Raw genomic sequence first — 23,192 nt, forward strand, 5'->3', positions numbered from 1 at the left:
CGCCTGGATCTGCAAGCTGGACCACGTTCGTGAAGCTGTCCCATTCCCAAGAATGATCAACAGAATGCAGCCATAAGCGCATTAGTTGTTTTTTAACAAGAATAAAAGCTAAAATAAAAGAGTGAGTTAGCTCACTCTTTTATTTTTTGTGAAAGAACGTGAGAAAATGGCAAGTTACAATTTTTACCGGCAGCTGGGGGTGACCAGCATCAGCAATGGCCTGATTGCCTACTATGCCCGCTTGGGCTTGACTGAAGCGGAACTGGCCCTGGTCTTGCAGCTGGAAGCTTTTTTTCAAAGGGGAAATTACTTCCCCAGCAATGAAAAAATCGCGGCCAATACCAACTTCAGCGTCAGTGACGTCACCCTCTTGATCCAGAGCCTGCTGGACAAGGACTGCCTGTCTCTTAGGCAGGCCAAGGACGCCAGCGGGAAGATCAGCAGCCGCTATAGTCTAGATGAGCTCTATGACAAGCTGGACCAGTATTTAGACCAGCATGTCCAGGTCAAGGACATGAACGGGGAAGTGTTAGAAGAAGCCAAAGACAGCTTGAACAACGACCCAATGAGTGACCTGGCCCGGGAGTTTGAAATCGAATTTGGCCGCTACCTGACCCCGATTGAGCGGGAGGAAATCCAGGACTGGCTGAATTTGGACCACTACGCCCCGGAGATTATCAAGCTGGCCCTGCGGGAAGCAGTCTTGTCCCGGGCCATGAGCTTCAAGTATGTAGACCGGATCCTGCTGAACTGGCAGAGAATGAATTTAAAGACCGCCAGCGAGGTCCAGCAGTATCTGGAGAGAAACCGTTAGTAAATTTTTGGGAGAATTTTAATGGAAAAAGACGAAAAGCTCTTGAGTGATGAAGAAGCAAGAAATGTTTTGAAGCGGATTGACGCCATGTTTCCGGAAGCAAAAGGGGAGCTGAACTGGGACAACCGCTTCCAGCTTTTGTGCGCGGTCCTGCTCAGCGCGCAGACGACAGACAAGATGGTCAACAAGGTGACCCCCCAGCTTTTCGCGGACTTTCCGACCCCGGAAGCCATGGCGGCGGCCAGCCAGGAGGAGATCGAGGCAGATATTTCCCACCTGGGCCTCTATCATTCTAAAGCCAAGCACCTCAAGGAAATGGCCCAGACCCTGGTCGCTGAATATGGCGGCCAGGTGCCGGGCAAGAAGGAAGACCTGGTCAAATTAGCCGGGGTTGGCAACAAGACGGCTAATGTCGTTTTGGCTGAAGGCTGGGGAGTTCCGGCAATCGCGGTCGACACCCACGTGTCCCGGATCGCCAAGAAGTTCAAGATCGTGCCGGAGAAGGCAACGCCTTTGCAGGTGGAAAAGCGGCTGGAGGAGCTGTTGCCAAAGGAGGAGTGGATCCATACCCACCATGCCATGATCTTCTTTGGCCGCTACAAGATGCCCGCCCGGGCCAAGAACCCGGATCCCTACAGTTATTTAGATTAAGCTGGGAAAAGCAAAAATTTTTGCAGGAGATAGCCATGATAAAATTGATTGCCTTTGATATGGATGAAAGCTTCATGCCGCGGAAGGGATTTTATGAGCGTGAGCGCTGGGCACGCGATTTTGACCTGCTGCGCGCAAAAGGCATCCGCGTCTTGCCTATTTCGGGAGACCAGTACCAGCAAGTAGCGGACTTCTTCCCGATGAAGGATGAAATGACGATTGGCGGCGTCAATGGATCGGTGATTTTTGAAAAGGGCCAGCTGATTAAAGCAGACGAGATTGACCGGCCCATGGTTCAAAAAATAATGCAAATAATTGCGGAAAATGACCTGGCAGAACGGACCATGCTCTGCGGGATCAACTACTGTTATTTCTTAAAGCAGGCTGATCCGGCTTTTCGTGAAAGAATGGATTTCTATTTCTCGCATAATCAGAATGTATCTAGCTTTCTGCCTTTGCCTGATGACGAATTCACAGAAATCGTGATAGTGCCAGGCACTGACCGCATGGACGAAACTGAGGAGAAGCTTAAGGCAGTCTGCGCGGAAAAACTACAGATTTTTAACTCGGGAGTAGCCAGCATCGACATTCTGCAGCCTGAAGTGTCAAAAGGGAATTCGCTAAAATGGCTCGCAAGCCGCTATAGTCTTTTGCCTGAGGAAATCATGGCTTTTGGTGATGGCCTTAACGATATCGAGATGCTGAAATTCGCGGGCCAGTCCTACGCAATGAAAAATGCCCGCGAAGAGGTCAAGGAAGCAGCCAAATTTGTAACAAAACTGCCAGCTGTTGAGAATGGCGTCTTGGACACGATTGAAAAAGAAGTTTTGGGAATGTAAAAGGCCGCCGGAGAAGGCGGCCTTTTTTATATATATTACGCTAAAACATGTTTAATGAAAGCATCCAGTTCCTTTAAAACGGCTGGAGAGGTGAATTCTCCGCCGCCATGGTCAGCACCCTTGATCAAGATGTAGGAGGCTTCTTTGCCGCACTCCTTTAATTTCAGATAAAGGTCAGTGCTGCCGGCTGTGTTGACCGTCCGGTCTTTCGTGCCATGAATGATCAAAACTGGCGGAATGTCGGTATCCTTGCTGATATTGCACTCAACTGACAGTTTCCGGCGCAGGTCAGAATTCTCTCTTAAGTCAACATGGCCCATTTCCATTCCTTCAGGGCTGTCAGCCTGCAAGTGGTTGATAGTTGTCGGGTTGCTGTCTTCACGCATGACGGAGACAGAGCCGTAAAAGTCGACCACGCCACTTACTTTGGCGTTAACATCTGGGTAGAGATTGTCTTCACCTTCCGGGAAAAAGCTGGCGTAAACGGCAGTGTGGCCGCCAGAAGAATTGCCCGCTAAAATAACCCGCTTTGGGTCGCCCTGGTATTCGGGCCCGTGCAGCTTCATGAAGCGTACGGCATTTTGGGCATCAAGAATCGGCTTCGGGAAGGAAGCCACGTCGCTGCCCCGGTACTCCACAACCGCAACGACATAGCCAAGAGCGGCGATTTTTGCCATTTGGGGCAGGTCGCGGTAAACATTTTGCTTCATCCAGGCTGAGCCTTGGACGTAAACAAAGATCGGGTAAGTCAAGTCATCCGGATGGTTCCGCGTAGACGGCTCCAAGATCTGCAAGGTTAGTTTCTGTCCGCCATAATCTGCGTATTCAACGTTTGGGTGGTAGAGGACTCTGACTTCATCGCCGGTACTGTCGATACATTTTACGTCTGGCAAGTCGGTTTGGTATTCCGGAAAATCCGGATAAGACCAGTTCTTAATTTCCATAATTTTTTCTCCTTTTCACATGCTAATTCCATTGTATGGTAGGAAAAAGGATTATTCCAGCAAAAAAAGTCAGCGTTTTCAATAGAAAAAATATAATATACCAAAAAACACCGGCAGAAATTAAACTGCCGGTGTTTTCGCGTTGATCAATTCAGTAAAAATTACAGGTTAACGATGTTTCTTGGCCGGCCGCCCTTGGCGATGGTCAATTGGTCGCTCAAGCAGATCTGCACCATGTTGCGGATGGAAGTTTCCGTGTAGAAGGCTGAGTGCGGAGTAATGACAACGTTTGGCATCTTGGCCAGGGTCTTGTAGTCCTCTGGGATTTCGCTGTCCGTCAGACCAGTGTGGCCAAAGTAGCTGGATTCACCAGCCAAGGTGTCCAGGCCGGCACCGGCGATTTCGCCATCCTGCAAGGCCTTGATCAAGGCTTCAGTGTCGACTAATTCGCCCCGGGCACAGTTGATCAAGTAGGCAGACTTCTTCATTTCCTTCAGCTGCTTTTCCCCAATCATGTTTTCAGTTGATGGGAAGAGGGGAGTGTGGAGGGAAACGATGTCAGCTTCTTTCAAGACCGTGTCAAAGTCGGTGTAGGTCAAAAATGGTTCAAATTCCGGGTTGTAAGCTACGTCATAGGCAATCACCTTGGCCCCCATGGCTGAGAAAATTTCCGCCACGGCGCTGCCGATATGGCCGACCCCGATCAAGCCGACAGTCAAGTTGTAGATTTCATTGCTGATCAAGTTGCTTGGCCAGGTAAAGTCATGGTCATGGTCCATCAGGTAGCGGAATTCCCCGATCTTGCGCAGGAGGTACATGGCCTGGGTAACCGTCATTTCAGCGATCGCCCGCGGGGAGTAGACCGGAACGTTAGTGACCAGCAAGTTGTACTTTTTGGTCCAGTCAAAGTTGATGGTGTTGAAGCCAACGATTCTGAGGCCGATGCACTTGACCCCGTATTCATTCAATTTTTGGTAAACAACTTCTTCGTCAACCGGGCCAAGGGGCTTGAGTGAAACGCTGCTGCAGCCTTCAGCCAGGTCTACAGTCGCGCTGGTCAAGGCCTGGTCGGTCGTCTTAACTTCGACATCGTTCTTCTTGGCCCAGTCTTCAATGTAAGGCACTTCGATCGGGCTGACATTATACATGGCAATTTTAGTCATAAAAAACTCCTTTGTTACATAACCTTTTGTTTTCTTGCCTCTTATATTTTACCGCAAATGCTGGTCAAACCAGGCAGTAATTTCTTTTAAGCGGCGGATCCGGTGTTTTGGCTGCCCGCTTCTGGAGAGCTCGTGGTTTTCGCCTTTAAAGAGGCACATTCTGCTCTCCACCCCGTAGTAGAGCAGGGCCCGGAACATCTGCATCCCTTCCGGCAAAGGACATCTGTAATCTTCCAAAGAGTGGATGAACAAGGTCGGCGTGGTCACGTTTTTGGCATATTTCAAAGGAGACTGCTGCCAGGCATAGTCCAGTTTCTCGTCCAAGTTATTTGCGTCAATGGAGTAAAGGTCATCCCAAGGCCCCACGTCTGACATAAAGGCATCGCTCAGCCAGTTGGACATGGACCGCTGGCTGGCGGCAGCCTTGAAGCGGTCAGTATGGCCGATCACCCAGTTGGTCATGTAGCCGCCGTAAGAACCGCCAGTGATGCCCAGGCGGGTTGCGTCAATTTGCGGGATTTTTGCCAAAACAGCGTCCGTGAACTTCAGCAAGTCCTCGTAGTCTTCCTGGCCCCAGTGTCCCCTCATGTTGGCGTAGTCGTTGCCCTGGCCGTCAGAGCCGTAGATATTGGCAAAGAAGACAAAGTAGCCCTGGCTTGCCCAGACCTGCATCTCGTGGAAAAAGGGTGTCCCGTAAACTGTCTTTGGCCCGCCGTGGACATCGAGGATGGCCGGGTATTTTTGCTTTTCAGCAAAGTCTTTCGGGTAGAGAACCCAGCCATGCTGGGTATTGCCAGCATAGTCTTGGTAGTCAACTTGAACGGCGGAAGCAATATAGCGGCCCTTTAAGGCATCTTCGTTATAGCTGGACTGCTTGGTCAGCTGGCCGTCCTTAAAGCTGTAAAGCTGCTGGGTCTCGTTGGCATTTGGACCAGTAAACCAGCAAGTGCCGTCACTGGTAAAGTCGAAGAATTCGATGGAAGGAAATTCAAAGACAGGAGTAACTTTTTCGCCGTCAAAGCATTCCAATACCGTGTGGTCGACCTTAGTCGTGGTGAAGTAGAGGCAGTCCTCAAAGACCCGGCTGGTCCGCACGTCCAATAGGCAAAGGTCGGTGTCTACGCAGTCGCCCCAGCAGTCTTCCCAAGCCGCGGCTAAAGAAAGAGTTTTGAATTCCGGATCATACTTGTAAAACTGGGGATTTTCTTCCGAGCCGTAGCGCTTTTCATCAGTGGCCACCAGGTAGAGCTGGCCCTTTAAGACGCAGATGTCAAAAATTGACCACTCTTCTTTTGGCAAAAGCTGAGAATATTCCAGGCTGTTTAAGTCCAGCTGGTAGAGAGCGGACTTGCGGGCCTTGGACTTGGTGTAAGAATCCCCGGTGAAGTAGAGGGCGGAGCCATCGACATAGTGGAGGTCAAAATTGAAGTATGGGTCTTCTTTTAAGAGTTCGGTCAGTTCCTTTTTGGCGGGGTCAAAAAGAAAGAGGCGGTCGCGGAACTTGGAAATAATGCCGTCGCCATTGAAGTAGGCCGGGAACTCATCTAAGACCACATAGTCTTTTTCATCCGGATCCTGCTTTTTCTCAGCTGCCCGCAGGTCAACCCGCCGGCTTAAAAGCAGGCGGCCGTCTGCTAAGACATTTTCGACCGCGAAATCTTCTCCCTCTAAAGCAGCGATTTCCCTTGCTTCACCGCCCTTTAAAGAAAGCTGGTAGATAAAGGTCTTGTCCTTTTCCTTGGTCCGGTTGCCGGCAAAGCAAACCGTGTTTTCATCGAGAAAGACGAAGTCTTTTTCCTGGCCAAAAGAGCTGAGGGGGCAGACTTGTCCGTCTTGCAAGGTCTCTAATGTGTAGAGGTATTTCTCTTTTTTGTCGGCATCTGGCCGGCCCTTGACCCAGACCAGCTTCTGCCCCTTAGCCTGCAATTTGCCTAAGTTGGCATAGTGCAAAAAGTCCTCAATTTGAATTGCTTCCATGATTTCCTCTTTTCTATTTCTGCTAGTCGTGTTGACAGTTATGCTTGTTTTTATCCTGTTGCCATATATTTTAGCAGATAAAAAAGCCAGGGCCCTGAAGAAATCAGTTGCTCTGGCTTTTTCGATAAATTATTAATTCAACAGCTTAGTTATCCTGCTTGTCACCATTATTATTGTTGTCTTGTTTATTTTCTTCAGTCTTTGGCGCCTCACTGCTCTGGCTGGAAGAAGCGGCCGAGCTGGAGGAAGCTGAGCTTGAACTTGAAGAGCTGGATGAAGACGAGGACTTCTCGCTTGAACTGGAACTCGAGCTGGACTTCGAGGAGCTGGAACTGGAGCTTGAGCTGACGCTGGAAGTTACGGCTGAACTGGAAGCAGTAGAAGCATTGCTGTTTGAGGAGACGTAGTCAGCATCAGTCGGTGAATGCCCCTTGACGAAGAGTTCCCAAGTGTAGGACTGGCCAGGGGAGGCCACTTCGTCTTCAGTGTTCTTAACAATCCGCTTCTTGACGACTGTTGCTGGCATTTCCCAGTCTGTACTCTCTTCGTCAGCCATCAAGTAGGACATCATGTACTTGTAGATCAGCTGGGCTGAGTACTGGCCGACTCCGGAGATCGTTCCGTCCTTCAAATTGTCATAGCCTGTCCAGATCCCGATTGAATACTGCTTGGTGTAGCCAACAAACCAGGAATCCTTTGGCGTTGAGCTGTAGCTTGGGTACTTAACCAGGTCCGAGTCAGAGTACTTAACCGTACCGGTCTTACCGGCCTCGTAGATCCCGCTGACCTTGGCCGTGGTCCCGGTCCCGCTGGTGAAGACGCCCTTGAGCATGTCGGTGATCATGTAGGCAGTTGACTTCTTCATGACCCGCTTGCCAGCAGAGTCATACTTGCGGACCTGCCCGTCAGCCGTTTCGATCTTGGAGACGAATTGCGGCTTTCTGTAAACGCCCATCGTCGCGAATGCCCCATAAGCAGCCGCCATCTGCAAGCTGGAGGCGTCAGCCCCGATCGCTGTTGAAAGACCAGCATTGGCACTGACGTTCACGCCCAGCTTTCTAGCAAAAAGCGAGGCCCGGGAAATCCCGACTTCATTCAAGGCTCTGACGGCCGGCACGTTTCTGGACTGAACCAGGGCATAGCGCATGCTCATTGCCCCCTGGTAAGTGTTGTCCCAGTCATAAAGCTGGATATTAGTGCCCGGGTAGGTGTACTTGGTATCCTGCAGGATATGGCTGGTTCCCCAGTTGAGGTATTGAATTGCTGGAGCGTAGTCTAAGACCGGCTTGATCGTTGACCCGGTTGACCGGCCTGTCTGGACCGCCCGGTCAAGTCCCAGCTGGACTGACGGCAACTTCCGGCCCCCGAGGATGGCGATAACATGTCCGTTCTTCGGGTTGATGACCGTGGCCCCGATCTGCATCTTCTTGCTGGTAAAAGCAACGCTGCCGCTGTTAGCCAGGGAGTAAAGCTTGTTTTGGGCAGCCTGGTTGATGTTGATGGTGATCTTCAGGTTGTCATTGTATGGGTCGTAGCCGTCAGCCTGTACTTCAGCAATTGCTTCCTTGATGTAGGCGTCGTCGACCTTGCGCAGCTTGGATTCAGTGCTGGTCGTGTGCTTCTTAAGGCCCTTCTGTACGTCTTCAGACTTGGCTGCCAGGTACTGCTTCTTAGTAATCTTCTTGTTGTCATACATGGCCTTAAGAACCAGGTCCCGCCGGTACTTAGCCTTCTTTGGATAAAGGTAAGGGTTGTAGGCCACCGGGGCGTTAGGCATCCCGGCCAAAAGGGCCAGCTGGGCCAGGTCCAGCTGCTTGAGGGACTTGCCATAGTAGTAGTTGGCTGCAGTCCCCATCCCGTAGGTCCCATAGTTCATGTAAACCTTGTTGATGTAAAATTCCAGGATCTGGTCCTTGCTGTATTCTCTTTCCACCTTCATGGCCAGCCAGGCTTCCTGGGCCTTTCTGGACAAGGTCCGCTGGGAGCTGGCGGTTGAGAAGCAGGTCAATTTGACCAGCTGCTGGGTGATGGTGGACCCGCCGGCCACGGTGCTGGAGCTCTTGACGTTGGTCAAGAAAGACGACACGATCCGGAGGGGGTCGATCCCCAGGCTTTCAGAGTAGAAGCGCTTGTCTTCGATAGAGACGACCGCGTCTTTCAAAGTCTGGGGAATGGCCGAGTCTTTAGCATAGACCCGGGTCTGTGAACCCAGTGACATTAAAAACTTGCCGTCGGTAGTGTAAAAACTTGATGTGCCGCCGCTTTGCAGCTTGGCGGTGCTGATGCTCGGCGCGTCTTTAGCGTAGTAGGCGAAGACGCCGACGCCGGAGATGATCAGCAAGAAAAAGAGCAGAAAAAGCCATTTAATTACCCGCAGAACAGGCCGGGCCTTCTTGGCGCCGTCATTGGCGTGCAGGCGGGCCATCCGCGTGTTCTTTTGCTCTGGACTATTTGTTGCCATGTTCTTGTTTCCTATCCGCAATGATCCGGTCGACCGCCTCTAAATAGGGCAGGGCTGGCCGGAATCCGCTTTTAATTTCAAAGGAGTTAGCTTCGATTTCAGCAAGAGTCATGGAACTCTTGCCGGCAGCCTTCCAGTTTTGCCAAGCTTGAATCAAAAAAGATGCCGGGGTGACAAAGTAGCGCTCCAGGGTCATGAAGCCGATAAGGGCAAAGCAAATCCCCTCCTGGTCCAAACACTGCTCAAGGTGCAGGATCTGGTGCTCATGAAAGTTCTTTAAAGGAAAAGAAGTTTTGTTGCGCGTCTCCTTGGCTTCAAAATCAAGGTAGTAGCCTTGATAGACGCCGTTGTAGTCAGTCGTTGAGGCCTGACGAAAGTAGGCCTCGCGGATGACGGCCCGCGATCTTTTTGGGTAGTCGACCTTGACGATCTGAATCGGGGTCGGCTTCTTGTGAACGACCGCAATGCCCGCGTCAAGGTAGTACTGGTTTGATTCATTGATCTGCTGCTCCAGGGTCATCCCGCGGTCAGAAAAGCTGGCCTTTTTAAGCAGGGCCTTTTCTCCTTGCCGCTGGGCTGCCCTGAGGGGCATGACAGATCCAGTTGGGTATTTGACCATAAAGTTCACTCCTGGAAGTCATTATAACAATAAAAACTTGAGAAACCTAATCAGATTATTTGCAAACTGTCTCTGAAGCTAGATCATTCCTGCTTTTGCGGTTAATGTTACAATGTTTTTAAGGAACTGGCAAAGCAAAAAGATTAAGGGAGGAATTTGCATGCAGCGAATTTGGATCAGCGGCTACCGGAGCTATGAACTGGGAACTTTTGGCGACAAGGATCCAAAAATCACGGTAATCAAGTATGCCATCAAGCAGCGCCTGACCAACCTGCTGGAAGAAGGGCAATTGGACTGGGTCATCACTGGCGCTAACCTGGGCGTTGAGCAGTGGAGCGCGGAAGTGGCCCTGGAACTAAGGCGGGACTATAACCTGCGCCTGGCAGTGATGCTGCCTTATCTGGACTTTGGCAGCCGCTGGAGCGAAAACAACCAGGTCAAGCTGCAGAATTTGAAAAATCAAGCTGACTTCTGGTCCGCAACTTCAAAAGGACCCTACCAGGGCGGCCGGCAATTCCGGGAATACCAGCAGTTTATGTTCCAGCACACCGACCGGGCCCTTCTGGTCTATGACCCGGAATACCCGGGCAAGAGCAAGTATGACTACGAGATGATCGAAAAATACCTGGAAAAGCGGGATGACTACCAGCTGGACCTGGTCGATTATTATGACCTGGAACAAGCCGCCAGGGATTATGAAGAAAATCAAAGGGAATGGTAAATTTTAACTCTTTCTTTCTTTTTTATGGGGGCGCTTTTTGATAAAATGACTTTAGTATAAAGGAGTCAAGAGTTAATGGCAGATTTAAACGATATTAAGTTGTCCGCGCAGGACATTTTGAAGAAACAGTTCAGAAGCAAGGTCAAGGGCTATGATCCGGATGAGGTTGATTCTTACCTGGACCAAATCATTTCCGACTATGAAACCTTCCAGGATATCATTGAAGACCTTTACGGCCGGATTGGTGAACTGCAAGGGCAGGTAATCGACGCTGAGAAGCAGGTCAAGCAAGAAGAACAGGCCGTCAAGGAAATCCCGGCAGCCGTCCCGGCATCAGCAACTACTGAAAGCAAGGAAGAAGACGTTAAGACTTACGTGCCGAGCTCACAAAGGCAGCGGGCCGACTTCAGCCTGGATAACAGCAGCACTAGCGGCGAAATCTCAACCAACATGGCAATCATTCAAAGACTTTCAACCTTGGAGCGGAAGGTCTACAATCTGGAACAAAGAGTTTACGGAATTCAGGACTTACAAAAGTAAGAAAGTTTGCTATAATAGTAATGTTGCAAATTTTGAGCAGTCGCGGCCGGCCTTGAGCCGGCTGAGGAAAGTCCACGCACGCACGGGCTGCGATGCCCGTAGTGATCGTATTCAGCCCAATAAGCTGGAGGAGGCCCCAGGCCTCACGGCAGAGAAAGCGCTAAAGCCTAGCCATGCGTGAATATCTTGAAAGTGCCACAGTGACGGAGCAAGCCGGGAAACCGGCTTGGTGGAACGAGGTAAACCCTGCGAGCGTGTAACCCAAAATTTGGTAGGGGCGTCTCAACTTAGGCAAATGAACCAAAAGTTGGACTACATCATGTAGAGATAGATGGCTGCTGAAACCAGCCGCGGCCGGCGGTTGGTGGAACAGAACGTGGCTTATAGAAATTTGCAAGGCAGAGAGTTGGACTTCGTTTGAAGCCCAACTTTTTCTTTTTTTAGGAATAGGCCTGCAAATATCAAAAGCAGAATAGCAATCAGAATAAAGATCAGAAGGAAAAGAACGGAGATAGCGATGGAAGAATACCAATTGTACGCGACCATGGGGGCGGGTTTTGAAAGCGTCGTGGCCAAGGAACTGCAGTCCTTGGGCTATGAAACGACGACGGAAAACGGCCGGGTCTTTTTTAAAGGCGGCCAGAAAGACATCGTCAGATGCAATTTGTGGCTCAGAACGGCTGACCGGGTCAAGATCCTGTTAAAGGAATTTACGGCTAAAGATTTCTCAACCTTGTATGATGAAACTTACGCTTTTGACTGGGCCATGCTTTTGCCAGTCGACGCGGCCTTCCCAGTCAAGGGGCGCAGCGTCCGCTCAAAGCTGCACTCCGAACCGGACGTGCAGTCCATTGTGAAAAAAGCCATCGTTGACAAGATGGCGGCCCAATACCACCGGCGGGGCAAGCTGCCGGAAAGTGGCAGCCTCTACCAGCTGGACGTCCACATTTACAAGGACACTGTCCGCCTGTCCCTGGACACGACCGGGGAAAGTCTTTTCAAGCGGGGCTACCGGATTGAGCACGGGGGCGCGCCTTTAAAGGAAAACTTCGCGGCATCTTTGATCAAGCTGACGCCATATAACGGAACCCACCCATTTATTGACCCGATGTGCGGGTCAGGGACTCTGCCAATTGAAGCAGCCTTGATTGCCCGCAATATTGCCCCGGGCACTTGGCGGAAGTTTGCCTTTGACGACTTTGACTGGTTTGACCCGAGCCTGCACGAAGAGCTGCTGGAAGAAGCCAAGAGCCAGGTTAAGCCAGCTGAAGCGCCAATTTGGGCCAGCGATATCGACCAGTCGATTCTGGAAGTAGCCAAGCTGAATGCCCACAATGCCGGGGTCTTGCAGGACATCCGCTTTAAGCAGGTCGCGGTTAAGGACTTTACCACCGATCTGGAAAACGGGGTCATCGTTTCCAACCCGCCATACGGCAAGCGTTTGAAAGACAAGCAGGGGGCAGAAGAGCTTTACCGGCAGATGGGGGAAGTCTTGCGGCCGCTGACTTCTTTCAGCCAGTACTACTTGACGGCGGACCCGGATTTTGAAAAGTGCTTCGGGCAAAAGGCCAGCAAGAAGCGCAAGCTCTACAATGGTAACCTCCGGGTTGACTACTACCAGTTCTGGGCCAAGCGCAAGTAAAGAAGAGATATGCTGATGAAGACGATTACGGATAGTGAACGGCCAGACTTCTGGCTGATCTCAGATCCCCACTTAATTGCCGATGACCTGCATGACTTTGGTGCCAGGTTTGAAAAGATGCGGCAAACCAGCGCTGGCAAGGACATTGCCTACCAGGACCTGGCTCTCAGGGCTTTTGTCAGAAAAGTTGTCAGGGCCAAGCCGGCAGCCTTGATCATTACCGGGGACTTGACCTTTAATGGGGCCAAGCGGTCAGCTGAAAGGCTGGGGGAGATTTTTGCCCCCTTAAAAGAAGCGGGGATTGCCTTGCTGGTTATTCCGGGCAACCATGACATTTATGACGGCTGGGCCAGAAGTTTTAGTGGCAGTGAGGAAAGACGAGTTGCGCAAATTTCACCGGCTGACTGGAAGGAAATTTTTTCCGCCAGCTATGACTTAGCCGCAAGCCAGGAACCAGGCTCTTTATCATATTCAGTCAATTTGAACCCGCACTGGCGGCTGCTTTTGCTGGACTCCAACCTGTACAGCAGCCAGTTTTCCTATACCCATCCTATGACCAGCGGGGCCATCGATGATGGGGAAAGGCGGTGGCTGGGCCAGGAATTGGCTGAGGCCAAAAGACTGGGACAAGATGTCCTCTTTTTCATGCACCATAACCTCTACAGTCATAATTCAGTGGTTCATGACGGCTTTAAACTGAATAATGCCGGTGAAATTGTCCAGCTGCTCAGTCAGTATCCGGTCCGCTGCGCTTTTTCCGGCCATATCCATGCCCAGCACATCATGTCCGGCTGGGTTCCGGTTCCTGAGGTTGTTTCATCCTGCTTCGCGGAAAGCGACCAGGGCTATGGGATGGTTGAGCTGACTGCTAATTCCCTCAGCTACCAGCGCCGCGCTTTTGACATCGACAATTTTTTAACGGCTGAAGAGAAAAAGCTGCCGCCTTTTGCTGACTTTCACGCTTATCTGAAGGAAGTTTTTGACCAAAGCAATGATCTGCTTCTGCGCCAGCACTTGCTCAAGGGAGCAGCAAAGGACCTGCCGGAAGCCGCGGAAATGCTCAAAAAGATGCACTGGGACTTTTTCACCGGGCAAAGCTATAAGAGTGAAGCCGAGATCGCGGCAATTTATGAATCAAGCGCTTACCGAACTTTGCTGGCGGCCATGCCCAGCATGAAAAGTTATATCAGCTCCCTTTACGAGAGCACTCAGTCAAGTCAGAAGTTAGATTTGACCTGGTGAAAAGCCGATCTTTTTTTAAGCTTTTCGGCTTAAAGTCCTAACTATAACTTGATTACCGAATATTAAAAACAATAGTTAAAAACATTTTTCGTATTTCTCGGTATTTTCCTGCTTTTTTGCTATAATCTAGATATCTAGTGACAAGGAGTTTTTCATGAAAAAACATTTGATCTTTTTAGGAGACCTTGGCGTCATTTATTACAGCTGGCTCTTGCTGGTGCTTTTCTTGACTGTGATCTTCTGTCTGGAAGGCAGCCAGTTCATCAACCTGCCGACTGTGATAACCGGCATCATCTTCCTGCTCCTGCTTGTTTTTACATGGAAAAAGTCCTACATTTCTTTTGCCGGTCAGACGCGCTTGCGTTTGCCTTACCGGAAGGAGTTCGTCCTGGAGGAAAAACCAGAATTGGTGACTAGTTGGCGTGGCTTTGAAGTCTACCGGGCGCGGGTTTCCAAGCATCAAAGCATTGATTATCTTGTTTTTAAGAGAAAGCGTGACAGAAATGGTTAAATCAGATATCGAAATTGCGCAAGCAGCAGAAGAATTGCCTATTACTGACGTTGCGGCCAAGCTGGGCTTGACCAGCCAGGACCTTGAACCATACGGCTACGACAAGGCCAAGGTCAACTGGCAGGCAATCAAGCGCAGTGAAGAAAACGGCCACCTGGGCAAGCTGATCTTGGTGACTTCAATTTCACCAACTCCAGCCGGGGAAGGCAAGTCCACGATGACGATCGGGATCGGGGATGCCATCAACAACCAATTAGGCAAGAAGACGGTGATTGCCTTAAGAGAACCATCTATGGGGCCAGTCTTCGGGATGAAGGGCGGGGCTGCCGGCGGCGGCTATGCCCAAGTCATTCCAATGGAAGACATCAACCTCCACTTTACCGGGGACATGCATGCCTTAACTTCAGCCATCGACAACCTGTCAGCCCTGGTTGACAACTACATCTACCAAGGCAACGAACTGGGCCTGGACCCGGAAAAGATCGTCATTAAGCGCGGCCTGGACGTTAACGACCGGACCTTGCGCAAGGTAACGATCGGCCAAGGATCCAAGTTCAACGGGGTTGAACGCCCGGCCAGCTTCCAGCTGACTGTGGGTCACGAACTCATGGCTATTCTTTGCCTGTCCAAGGACATTGCTGACTTAAAGGAAAGAATCGGCAAGGTTCTGGTCGGCTACACTTACGAGGATGAACCAGTCTTTGTCAAGGACCTGGGCTTCCAAGGCGCCATCGCTGCCCTTTTGTCAACGGCCCTGAAGCCAAACCTGGTTCAAACTTTGGAACACACTCCAGCCTTCGTGCACGGCGGACCTTTCGCCAACATTGCCCACGGCAACAACTCCATCCTGTCAACCAACCTGGCTCTGCATCTCAGCGACTACGTTTTAAGTGAAGCCGGCTTTGGTTCAGACCTTGGCGGGCAAAAGTTCCTGGACTTCGTTTCCACCAAGCTGGAGAAGAAGCCAGATGCTGCCGTTGTTGTTGCGACTGTCCGGGCCTTGAAGTACCAGGCTGAGAAGTCAACTGACCACTTAAAGGAAGAAAACCTGGACTCATTAAAGGAAGGTTTTGCTAACCTGGACCGGCACATGAACAATGTCCGTTCATACAATATTCCAGTTTTGGTGGTTATCAACAAGTTCCCAACTGATACTGAAGCAGAACTTGACCTGCTCAAGTCATTGATTGAAGAACAAGGCTTCCCATGCGAAATCGTGACGGCCCATGATGAAGGCTCCAAGGGGGCTAAGGCAGCAGCTGAAAAGATCGTTGAACTGGCCGACAAGAGCGACTACGAAATCAAGCGCAGCTACGACCTGGATGACGACCTGGAAACCAAGATTGAAAAGGTAGCCAAGCGGATCTACCACGCGGCTGACGTGGAATACACGGACAAGGCCAAGGACCAGCTTGCAAAATTGAAGAAGATGGGCAAGGACAAGCTGCCAGTCATCATTGCCAAGACCCAGTACAGCTTTACTGACAATGTCAAGGAATTGGGAGCTCCTACCGGCTTTACTTTGCATGTCAAGGGCTTGAGCCTCCGCAACGGGGCCGGCTTCGTGGTCGTTTCAACTGGCCACATTCTGGACATGCCAGGCTTGCCAAAGCACCCGGCCGCCTTGGATATTGATGTGGACGAAACCGGCAAGATCAGCGGTTTGTTCTAGAAAAGAGGATTATGCAGATAGTTGGATTAGTGATCGCTGCCTTGATCGCGGCAGCTGATCAAGCTTTGAAGTATTATATTGTCACAAATTACCGTTTGGGCGAAGTCCACGACGTGATGCCAGGTCTTTTTTCCTTTACCTATATTCAGAATAACGGGGCGGCCTGGAATATCTTGTCCGGGAAAATGTGGTTCTTTTACGTAGTCAGCGCTGTCGCCATTGCCGTAGTGCTTTACTACTACTTCAACAAGAAGTATAGCCACTGGATGTTCAAGTCGGGCCTGGTCCTGGTTTTGGGCGGGATTATCGGCAACTTGATTGACCGCCTGCATTTGAAGTATGTCATCGACATGATTCAGCTGGACTTTGTGCAGTTCAATATCTTCAACCTGGCTGATGCCGCCATTACTGTTGGTGTGATTCTGATCTTCAGCTATCTTTTATTCATTGAAAGAGAGGACTAGGATGAACCGTGAGTATGAACTGACCGCACAAGCAAGCGGCCAGCGGCTGGACAAGTATTTGGCAGAGGAAATGACTGACCTGTCCAGAAGCCGGATCAAGGAATTGGTCCAAGCCGGGGAAGTCCTGGTCAATGGCAAAAAGAGTAAAGTTTCATATAAAGTGCAGAAAGGTGACCTGATCCAGGTCACCGTTTTGCCGTTAGAGCCATTGGCGCTTAAAGCGGAAAATATTCCCCTGGACATTGTCTATGAAGACGAAGACGTCATCGTGGTCAACAAGCCGCAGGGGATGGTGGTCCACCCGGCCGCCGGCCACCCCAGCCACACTTTGGTTAACGCCTTGCTCTACCACACCAGGGATCTGGCCGACAGTCCGGAAGGCTTCCGGCCGGGGATCGTTCACCGGATCGACAAGGACACCTCAGGCCTTTTGATGGTAGCCAAAAATGCGGCTGCCCGGGAATCACTGGAAAAGCAACTGGCTGCCAAGTCCAACAAGCGCCAGTACCTGGCCATCGTCCATGGCAATTTTGCGGAAGAAGAGGGGACAATTGACGCCCCGATCGGCCGTAATCCCAAGGACCGCAAGCAGATGGCGGTGGTTGAAAAGGGCAAGAGCGCGGTAACCCACTTTAAGGTCTTGGAGCAATACCAGGGCTACAGCTTGGTTGAGTGCCAGCTGGAAACTGGCCGGACCCACCAGATCCGGGTCCATATGGCCTATATCGGCCACCCTTTGGCAGGCGACCCCTTGTATGGGCCGAGAAAGACCCTGCCCGGCCACGGCCAGTTCCTGCATGCCAAGACCCTGGGCTTTGAGCAGCCATCAACAGGTGAGTGGCTGGAGTTCTCCGTCCAGCCGCCGGAAATTTTCCAGCAGACGGTTGCAGACTTGCGAAAGAAGCGGGTGAAATAAGATGAAACGCTACCTTATTCTTGAAGATGGCAGCTCTTACGCCGGTGACGGCATCGGGGCCATGATCACCGCTACGGGCGAATTGGCCATCCAGACCAGCAATTACGGCTATCAGGAAGTGTTAACCGACCCGTCAAACGCGGGCAAGATTATCGTCTTTACTACTCCGATGATCGGCAGCAACGGGATCAACGCGGTTGACTACGAAAGCATTCAGCCCAGTGTCCGCGGGGTCATTGCCAATGACATTGCCTTGAACATTACCGACAATGACACCTTCCAGTCTTTGGGCGACTTTTTGCAGGAAAAAAAGGTGCCGGCAATTTTTAACGTTGATACCCGGGCCCTGGTCAGAAAACTGCAGAATCTGGGTCCTTTAAAGGCCTCGATCATGGATACCAATGATGAACACGCCTTTGACCAGATCAGAGCCCTGGTTTTGCCGAAAAACAAGAGCTCCTTGGTTTCCACCAAGAACGCCTATGCTGCTCCTAATGTCGGCAAGACGATTGCCATTATCGACCTGGGCCTCAAGCACTCTATGCTGCGGGAACTGTCTTTAAGACAGGTCAATGCCAATGTTCTGCCATATAACGCGACTGTCCGCGATATCAAGACCCTGCGGCCAGACGGGATTATTATCTCTAACGGCCCCAGCCAGGCCAAAGAGGTTTTGCCATACTTGCGGCAGATTTTGGATGAATATCTGGGCAAGCTGCCGATCCTGGGGATCGGCTTGGGCTTTTTGGCGATTTCAGCCTACCTGGACCTCAGCCTGGTTGACCTGCCCCAGTACCAGAACGGGACCAATTTCCCGGTGATCGGGCAGAGCAGCGGACAGATCTGGCAGACGGCCATGAATATTGGCCAGCTGGTTTTGCCGGATGACACGGCCATGACCTTTAATGAAGAGTATTTCGACCTGCACAATGAGCTTCTGGCCGGCTTCAGCAATGACAAGCTGCAGCTGCTGGCGGTAGCCTTCAACCCGGAAGGAGCCCCGGGGACGGAAGATGCCCAGGTGATTTTTGACGACTTTTTGAAACTGGTGAAATAATGCCACGCGAAAATGATTTAAACAAAATCTTGATTATTGGTGCCGGCTCAGCCCTGGTGGGCAATGTGGCCAATACGGACCTCTTGACCAAGAGCGCCATCGAGGCCCTCTTAGAAGAGAATATCCAGGTGGTCCTGGTCAACCCCAATCCAGCCAGCGTCTCAACCGACCCCTTACCGGGCTTGACCGTGTACCTGGAACCGATGACCATGGACTTCTTGAAGCGGATCCTCCGGATGGAAGAACCCGACGCGATCATGACGGCTTTTGGTTCCTTGATGGCCCTGGACGTGACCAAGAAGCTGCAGGCTGACGGAATCCTCCACCAGATGGGGATCAGGCTGTTAACGATCAATGAGCGGGCCATTTCCATGTCCAACCCGCAAAAGCGGACCCGTTTTTTAGAAGCCAATCATCTGCCAGTCGGGCAGACCTGGTTTTTAGACAGCCTGGGGTTAAAATATGATGAGCACCTGCAAGAGCAGCTGGAAAACAAGCTCTCTTTCCCGATTCTTTTAACCAAAAAGTACTACTTTGAGCGCGATGACCACATCTCCTTTAAGAGCAGCCGGGATTTAGCCCAGTACCTGCGCCAGGAGAGCCAGGACCGGGACTTCCGCCCGGCCAGCTACCGGATGACCGAAGACTTGTCTAATTGTGAAGAGGTCATCTTGGACCTGCTCCGTGATGAAGACGGCAACCTCTGTTTTGTCGGAGCGACTGGGTCTTTGGAACCGGTCGGGATTGACTCAGGTGACTCAGTCTTGATTAAGCCGCTTTTGACCATGAACAATGACCAAATTCAAGTCCTGCGGGCAGAAGCACGCAAGATAGCGGACAAATTGCAGCTGGTCGGCTTTTTAAGCGTCCACTTCGCCATCAGCCACCGGGGTACGGAAATGGTCTACAAGCTCTTAGCCGTTAAGCCGCGCTTGACCAGAACCGCCGTCTTGGACCAAAAGACCAGCCTGTATTCAATCGGCTATGTTTTAGCCAAGCTGGCGATCGGTCTGCGGCTGAATGAAGTCACTGACCCGGCCACTGGCTTGTGCGCGGCCATTGAACCGGTCTCTGATACCGTCAGCATCAAGATTCCTTACTGGTCCTTTGCCAAGACTGGCTACAACCACTACCAGCTGGGCAAGCACACCCAGTCAACCGGGGAAGCGGTCGGGATCGGGCGGAATTTTGAAAGTGCCTTTTTCAAGGCCTTGATTTCCAGCAATGACCTGGAAGTCTTGTGGTCAGCTTTTATCAAGGAAAGGGGCAAGAGCGATGAGGTGATCCTGGATGACCTCCGCCACCCTAACGAAATGCACCTGGTCCAGCTGCTGGCTGCCCTTAGCCAGGGAATCGACTACCAGGCCATCAGCAGCGTCTTGAATATTCATCCGGTCTATTACCAGAAGCTGCGCTACCTGGTCAAGATTGGCAGGGACATTGCCCATGCGGGGGAATTAGACCATGACCTCCTTTTAAAGGCCAAGATCCGGGGCTTCTCCAGCGACCTTTTAGCCAAATTGACTAAGATGGACGTCCATGACATATTTCCTTTGCTGAATGAAAAAGACGTCCGGCCGTCTTTCTCAACGATTGATGACAGTGCCGGGGTCTACCAGCCCAAAGTCAAGGTCTACTACCAGAGCTACGGGGTGGAAAGCGAATTGGAATTTGCCAAGGATCCGGAGAAGAAAAAGGTTCTTTTGCTGGGGATGCCGCCCTTCCAGGTGTCAGTAACCAGTGAATTTGACTACATGCTCTACCATGCCCTGGCGGCCTTGAAGAAAGAGGGCTATGAGACGGTCCTTTTGTCCAACAACGCGGAATCTGCTTCGATGGACTACCACCTGGCTGACCGGGTCTATTTTGAACCGATCAACCTGGACAGCATCATCACCATCTGCGAAGAAGAAGGGATCACGGACGTGGTCACCCAGTTCTCCGGCAAGCAGGTTTCCGCCTTGCGTTTGCCTTTGATGAGCCACGGTTTGAAGATTTTTGGCCAGCACGAGATCGACCGCCTTTTGCCGATCAGCCACTTAGACACGGCTAAGATTTCTGATGTCAAACGGGTGCCATATTTGGCAACGACCGACTACCAGGCAGTTTTAGCCTTTGTGGCCCAGGTGGGCTACCCGGTCTTGGTCGGGGGCTACCACCAAAAGGGCAAGCAAAAGTCGGCCGTGGTCTATGACCAGCCAGCCCTGGAGAAATACTTCCAGGAAAACCAGGTTGATGATTATACGATTTCCCAGTTTATCTCGGGGATGAAGTATGAGATTACGGCGATCACGGATGGAGAAGACGTGACTATCCCGGGGATCGTGGAGCACTTGGAGCAGTCCGGGTCCCACGCCTCAGACTCCATCGCGGTTTTTGGCCCTCAGTATTTAAGCAAGGAGCAAGCGGAAAAGCTGCGGGTAGAAACAATCAAGCTGATCCGCAGCTTCAAGATCAGAGGGATCTTCAACCTGCACTTTTTGCTCAAGGGCAGGGAAATCTACCTGCTTCAGATCAAGACTTATGCCGGTCATAATCTGGCCTTCTTGTCCAAGTCCATGAACAAGGACCTGGTCGAATACGCGGTTAAGGTCTTAGCGGGCAGAAAGATTGCTGATTTAGGCTACCCGAACGAGGTCTGGCCGGTTGACGAGTTCATCCACGTGAAGATGCCAGTCTTCTCCTACCTCAATTACAGTTCAGACAATACTTTTGACTCCAGGATGAAGTCCTCTGATGCCGTGATGGGCAGAGACAGCCACCTGGCCAAGGCCCTTTACAAGGGCTATGAGGCCAGCGACCTGCATATACCAAGTTATGGGACGATTTTCTTCTCAGTCAGCGATGAAGAAAAGCAGGAAGTAGCCAACCTGGCCAAGCGCTTTGCCCGCCTGGGCTTCAAGATCACGGCCACGGAAGGGACGGCCAATATTCTGGCTGAGGCGGGGATTACGACCGGGGTTATCGCCAAGATCCAGGAGGGGTCAAGAAACCTTTTGGAAAGAATCCGGACCCACCGGATCGTGATGGTGGTTAATGTCGTCAACCTGTCGGACTCGGCAGTGGAAGACTCGATCAAGATCAAGGACCAGGCCTTGAATACCCATATTCCGGTTTTCTCCAGCCTGGAAACAGTCCAGCTCATCCTTGATGTCCTGGAATCGCTGGCCTTGACTACTCAGCCAATTTAAAAGATGCTATACTAAAACAGAACTTTTTAATCCAAATTAAATTTATTTCTTATCCTAATTAGGATATAAGCTTCACAAGCAGGAGGGCAAGCGATGCGAGCAATTTTGACAACTGTCGGCCAGGACAAGACCGGGATTATTGCCGGCGTAAGCAGCTTTTTAGCTGAAAAAGACATTAACATTCTGGACCTGTCCCAGACGATCATGAACGGCTACTTCACGATGATGATGGTCGTTGATGTCAGCGATGAGGCAGATTTCTCCGCCTTGAGCACGGAATTGAAGGAACTGGGCAAGAAGCTGGGCGTGGAAATCAACATCCGGAATGAAAAGATGTACGCGGCCATGCATGAACTGAGCGGAGGTCTGGAATAATGGACTTGCGGCGGATTATGGAAACGGTCAATATGATCGACAACGAGAACCTGGACCTGCGGACGACGACCATGGGGATCTCGCTTTTAGACTGTATTGACTCAGACAGTGACCGGGCCTGCCAGAAGATCTACGACAAGATCACGACTAAGGCGGAAAACCTGGTCAAGGTAGCTAGAGAACTGGAAACTGAATACGGGATTCCGATTGCCAACAAGCGGATTACTGTAACCCCGATTTCTTTGATCGCGGCAGCTTCAGGGGACAGCGACTACGTTAAGTACGCGGTTACCTTGGACAAGGCAGCCAAAGCAGTCGGCGTGGACTTGATCGGCGGCTTCTCAGCTTTGGTGCACAAGGGCTACCAAAATGGCGACCGGGTCTTGATCAAGTCAATTCCCCAAGCTTTAAAGGAAACCGAAAGAGTCTGCTCCAGCGTCAATGTCGGCTCAACCAGAAGCGGGATCAATATGGATGCCGTCAAGGAAATGGGCCAAATCGTCATTGAGAACGAAAAGATCAATCCGCTGAACAACGGCAACCTGGTCATCTTCTGCAACGCGGTTGAAGACAACCCGTTTATGGCCGGGGGCTTCCATGGGGTCGGCGAAAGCGATGTGGCTTTGAATGTCGGCGTATCCGGCCCTGGCGTGGTTAAGACGGCCCTGGAAAAGGTTAAGGGCGCATCCATGGACGTGGTTGCTGAGACCATCAAGCAAACGGCCTTCAAGGTTACCAGAATGGGTCAATTGGTGGGCCAGGAAGCTTCTAAGCGCCTGGGCGTCGACTTTGGGATCGTGGACTTGTCTTTGGCGCCAACTCCTGCCCAAGGCGACTCGGTAGCCAACATTTTGGAAGAAATCGGCCTGGAAAGTGTGGGGACTCACGGGACCACGGCCGCTTTGGCCATGTTAAACGATGCTGTCAAGAAGGGCGGCATCATGGCCTGCAGCCATGTCGGCGGTCTGTCTGGTGCCTTCATTCCTGAATCAGAAGATGCCGGGATGATCGCGGCAGCTGAAAAGGGGATTTTGACGGTCGACAAATTGGAAGCCATGACCGCTGTTTGCTCAGTTGGTCTGGATATGATTGCCGTACCAGGCGACACGCCAGCTGAAACGATCAGTGCCATGATTGCTGACGAAGCGGCGATTGGGATGATCAACAACAAGACCACGGCTGTCCGGGTCATTCCAGTACCGGGCAAGGACGTGGGCGACTCAATTGAATTTGGCGGCCTCTTCGGCTATGCCCCGATTATGCCTGTTCACAAGGAATCAAGCGCGGCGATGATCAACCGCGGCGGCCGGATTCCAGCCCCAGTGCACAGCTTTAAGAACTAATTTTTTAGAATATATAGAAAAAGAACCGTACTCCCATTTTGGGATAATAC

20 protein-coding genes and 1 other RNA gene are annotated in these 23,192 nt (G+C 51.3%); 16 read left to right on the top strand and 5 right to left on the bottom strand.

Translation table 11 applies throughout. From position 1 onward, the window contains the following. Positions 1-166: 166 nt before the first annotated feature. Genes ACLUXO_RS07755 through ACLUXO_RS07765 form a run of 3 tightly spaced genes read left to right on the top strand, consistent with a single transcriptional unit; the run spans position 167 to position 2,304 of the window. Positions 167-814 carry a DnaD domain-containing protein gene (locus ACLUXO_RS07755; protein WP_412137065.1) on the top strand — a complete coding sequence of 216 codons (648 nt, stop codon included), beginning with the start codon at positions 167-169 and terminating at the stop codon, positions 812-814. A gap of 21 nt (positions 815-835) precedes the next feature. Continuing rightward, on the top strand, positions 836-1,465 hold the full coding sequence (gene nth, locus ACLUXO_RS07760; protein ID WP_412137066.1) for an endonuclease III: 630 nt from the start codon (positions 836-838) through the stop codon (positions 1,463-1,465). Between the two features lie 35 nt (positions 1,466-1,500). Further along, positions 1,501-2,304 carry an HAD family hydrolase gene (locus ACLUXO_RS07765; protein ID WP_412137067.1) on the top strand — a complete coding sequence of 268 codons (804 nt, stop codon included), beginning with the start codon at positions 1,501-1,503 and terminating at the stop codon, positions 2,302-2,304. Between the two features lie 35 nt (positions 2,305-2,339). On the opposite strand, the gene ACLUXO_RS07770 is transcribed toward ACLUXO_RS07765, so the two are convergent. The 5 genes from ACLUXO_RS07770 to recU form a co-directional block, all read right to left on the bottom strand. Then, the gene (locus tag ACLUXO_RS07770) at positions 2,340-3,248 is read right to left on the bottom strand and encodes an alpha/beta hydrolase fold domain-containing protein (protein ID WP_412137068.1); all 909 of its coding nucleotides are present in this window, start codon (positions 3,246-3,248) and stop codon (positions 2,340-2,342) included. Between the two features lie 161 nt (positions 3,249-3,409). Continuing rightward, complete coding sequence (locus tag ACLUXO_RS07775) at positions 3,410-4,411, bottom strand: D-2-hydroxyacid dehydrogenase (protein WP_412137069.1); 1,002 nt, start codon at positions 4,409-4,411, stop codon at positions 3,410-3,412. A gap of 48 nt (positions 4,412-4,459) precedes the next feature. After that, on the bottom strand, positions 4,460-6,388 hold the full coding sequence (locus tag ACLUXO_RS07780) for an alpha/beta hydrolase family protein (RefSeq protein WP_412137070.1): 1,929 nt from the start codon (positions 6,386-6,388) through the stop codon (positions 4,460-4,462). A gap of 145 nt (positions 6,389-6,533) precedes the next feature. Further along, positions 6,534-8,849, bottom strand: a complete 2,316-nt coding sequence (locus tag ACLUXO_RS07785) for a transglycosylase domain-containing protein (RefSeq protein ID WP_412137071.1) — start codon at positions 8,847-8,849, stop codon at positions 6,534-6,536. Then, complete coding sequence (gene recU / locus ACLUXO_RS07790) at positions 8,836-9,468, bottom strand: Holliday junction resolvase RecU (RefSeq protein WP_003613482.1); 633 nt, start codon at positions 9,466-9,468, stop codon at positions 8,836-8,838. The genes ACLUXO_RS07785 and recU overlap by 14 nt, the downstream gene beginning before the upstream one ends. Before the next feature lie 160 nt (positions 9,469-9,628). Between recU and ACLUXO_RS07795 the strand changes: the two genes are divergently transcribed. The 13 genes from ACLUXO_RS07795 (at position 9,629) to ACLUXO_RS07855 (ending at position 23,142) form a co-directional block, all read left to right on the top strand. Continuing rightward, positions 9,629-10,189 carry an SLOG family protein gene (locus ACLUXO_RS07795; protein WP_412137072.1) on the top strand — a complete coding sequence of 187 codons (561 nt, stop codon included), beginning with the start codon at positions 9,629-9,631 and terminating at the stop codon, positions 10,187-10,189. Between the two features lie 75 nt (positions 10,190-10,264). Further along, positions 10,265-10,729, top strand: a complete 465-nt coding sequence (locus tag ACLUXO_RS07800; protein ID WP_050890017.1) for a cell division regulator GpsB — start codon at positions 10,265-10,267, stop codon at positions 10,727-10,729. 28 nt (positions 10,730-10,757) lie between these two features. Further along, positions 10,758-11,118, top strand: an RNA gene (gene rnpB, locus ACLUXO_RS07805) — RNase P RNA component class B. A 128-nt stretch (positions 11,119-11,246) separates the two neighbouring features. Next, on the top strand, positions 11,247-12,371 hold the full coding sequence (locus ACLUXO_RS07810) for a THUMP domain-containing class I SAM-dependent RNA methyltransferase (protein WP_412137073.1): 1,125 nt from the start codon (positions 11,247-11,249) through the stop codon (positions 12,369-12,371). Positions 12,372-12,386: 15 nt separating this feature from the next. Continuing rightward, positions 12,387-13,613 (top strand): metallophosphoesterase, encoded by a 1,227-nt coding sequence (locus tag ACLUXO_RS07815; protein ID WP_412137074.1) that lies wholly within the window; start codon positions 12,387-12,389, stop codon positions 13,611-13,613. Between the two features lie 154 nt (positions 13,614-13,767). Beyond that, complete coding sequence (locus tag ACLUXO_RS07820) at positions 13,768-14,124, top strand: hypothetical protein (protein WP_270448563.1); 357 nt, start codon at positions 13,768-13,770, stop codon at positions 14,122-14,124. Next, positions 14,117-15,796, top strand: a complete 1,680-nt coding sequence (locus tag ACLUXO_RS07825; RefSeq protein ID WP_412137075.1) for a formate--tetrahydrofolate ligase — start codon at positions 14,117-14,119, stop codon at positions 15,794-15,796. The genes ACLUXO_RS07820 and ACLUXO_RS07825 overlap by 8 nt, the downstream gene beginning before the upstream one ends. A gap of 11 nt (positions 15,797-15,807) precedes the next feature. Next, positions 15,808-16,260: a signal peptidase II gene (gene lspA, locus ACLUXO_RS07830; protein ID WP_050952378.1), complete on the top strand. Its 453-nt coding sequence runs from the start codon at positions 15,808-15,810 to the stop codon at positions 16,258-16,260. Between the two features lies 1 nt (position 16,261). Next, the gene (locus ACLUXO_RS07835; RefSeq protein WP_412137076.1) at positions 16,262-17,176 is read left to right on the top strand and encodes an RluA family pseudouridine synthase; all 915 of its coding nucleotides are present in this window, start codon (positions 16,262-16,264) and stop codon (positions 17,174-17,176) included. Between the two features lies 1 nt (position 17,177). Further along, complete coding sequence (locus ACLUXO_RS07840; protein WP_270448559.1) at positions 17,178-18,233, top strand: carbamoyl phosphate synthase small subunit; 1,056 nt, start codon at positions 17,178-17,180, stop codon at positions 18,231-18,233. Continuing rightward, positions 18,233-21,424: a carbamoyl phosphate synthase large subunit gene (locus ACLUXO_RS07845; protein WP_412137077.1), complete on the top strand. Its 3,192-nt coding sequence runs from the start codon at positions 18,233-18,235 to the stop codon at positions 21,422-21,424. Before ACLUXO_RS07840 ends, ACLUXO_RS07845 begins: the two co-directional genes overlap by 1 nt. 93 nt (positions 21,425-21,517) lie before the next feature. Then, positions 21,518-21,799 carry an ACT domain-containing protein gene (locus ACLUXO_RS07850; protein WP_138463431.1) on the top strand — a complete coding sequence of 94 codons (282 nt, stop codon included), beginning with the start codon at positions 21,518-21,520 and terminating at the stop codon, positions 21,797-21,799. Then, the gene (locus ACLUXO_RS07855) at positions 21,799-23,142 is read left to right on the top strand and encodes a PFL family protein (protein WP_270448555.1); all 1,344 of its coding nucleotides are present in this window, start codon (positions 21,799-21,801) and stop codon (positions 23,140-23,142) included. The genes ACLUXO_RS07850 and ACLUXO_RS07855 overlap by 1 nt, the downstream gene beginning before the upstream one ends. Positions 23,143-23,192: the final 50 nt, after the last annotated feature.

Source organism: Lactobacillus delbrueckii subsp. bulgaricus (genome assembly GCF_046938665.1).
Taxonomy (GTDB): Bacteria; Bacillota; Bacilli; order Lactobacillales; family Lactobacillaceae; genus Lactobacillus; species Lactobacillus delbrueckii_C.

Coding starts and splice junctions, on each gene's coding strand:
- ACLUXO_RS07855 (WP_270448555.1), top strand. CDS start 21,799: ATGGACTTGCGGCGGATTATGGAAACGGTCAATATGATCGACAACGAG.
- ACLUXO_RS07845 (WP_412137077.1), top strand. CDS start 18,233: ATGCCACGCGAAAATGATTTAAACAAAATCTTGATTATTGGTGCCGGC.
- ACLUXO_RS07810 (WP_412137073.1), top strand. CDS start 11,247: ATGGAAGAATACCAATTGTACGCGACCATGGGGGCGGGTTTTGAAAGC.
- ACLUXO_RS07850 (WP_138463431.1), top strand. CDS start 21,518: ATGCGAGCAATTTTGACAACTGTCGGCCAGGACAAGACCGGGATTATT.
- nth (WP_412137066.1), top strand. CDS start 836: ATGGAAAAAGACGAAAAGCTCTTGAGTGATGAAGAAGCAAGAAATGTT.
- ACLUXO_RS07800 (WP_050890017.1), top strand. CDS start 10,265: ATGGCAGATTTAAACGATATTAAGTTGTCCGCGCAGGACATTTTGAAG.
- ACLUXO_RS07815 (WP_412137074.1), top strand. CDS start 12,387: ATGAAGACGATTACGGATAGTGAACGGCCAGACTTCTGGCTGATCTCA.
- ACLUXO_RS07785 (WP_412137071.1), bottom strand. CDS start 8,849: ATGGCAACAAATAGTCCAGAGCAAAAGAACACGCGGATGGCCCGCCTG.
- recU (WP_003613482.1), bottom strand. CDS start 9,468: ATGGTCAAATACCCAACTGGATCTGTCATGCCCCTCAGGGCAGCCCAG.
- ACLUXO_RS07770 (WP_412137068.1), bottom strand. CDS start 3,248: ATGGAAATTAAGAACTGGTCTTATCCGGATTTTCCGGAATACCAAACC.
- ACLUXO_RS07835 (WP_412137076.1), top strand. CDS start 16,262: ATGAACCGTGAGTATGAACTGACCGCACAAGCAAGCGGCCAGCGGCTG.
- ACLUXO_RS07825 (WP_412137075.1), top strand. CDS start 14,117: ATGGTTAAATCAGATATCGAAATTGCGCAAGCAGCAGAAGAATTGCCT.
- lspA (WP_050952378.1), top strand. CDS start 15,808: ATGCAGATAGTTGGATTAGTGATCGCTGCCTTGATCGCGGCAGCTGAT.
- ACLUXO_RS07840 (WP_270448559.1), top strand. CDS start 17,178: ATGAAACGCTACCTTATTCTTGAAGATGGCAGCTCTTACGCCGGTGAC.
- ACLUXO_RS07820 (WP_270448563.1), top strand. CDS start 13,768: ATGAAAAAACATTTGATCTTTTTAGGAGACCTTGGCGTCATTTATTAC.
- ACLUXO_RS07765 (WP_412137067.1), top strand. CDS start 1,501: ATGATAAAATTGATTGCCTTTGATATGGATGAAAGCTTCATGCCGCGG.
- ACLUXO_RS07755 (WP_412137065.1), top strand. CDS start 167: ATGGCAAGTTACAATTTTTACCGGCAGCTGGGGGTGACCAGCATCAGC.
- ACLUXO_RS07780 (WP_412137070.1), bottom strand. CDS start 6,388: ATGGAAGCAATTCAAATTGAGGACTTTTTGCACTATGCCAACTTAGGC.
- ACLUXO_RS07795 (WP_412137072.1), top strand. CDS start 9,629: ATGCAGCGAATTTGGATCAGCGGCTACCGGAGCTATGAACTGGGAACT.
- ACLUXO_RS07775 (WP_412137069.1), bottom strand. CDS start 4,411: ATGACTAAAATTGCCATGTATAATGTCAGCCCGATCGAAGTGCCTTAC.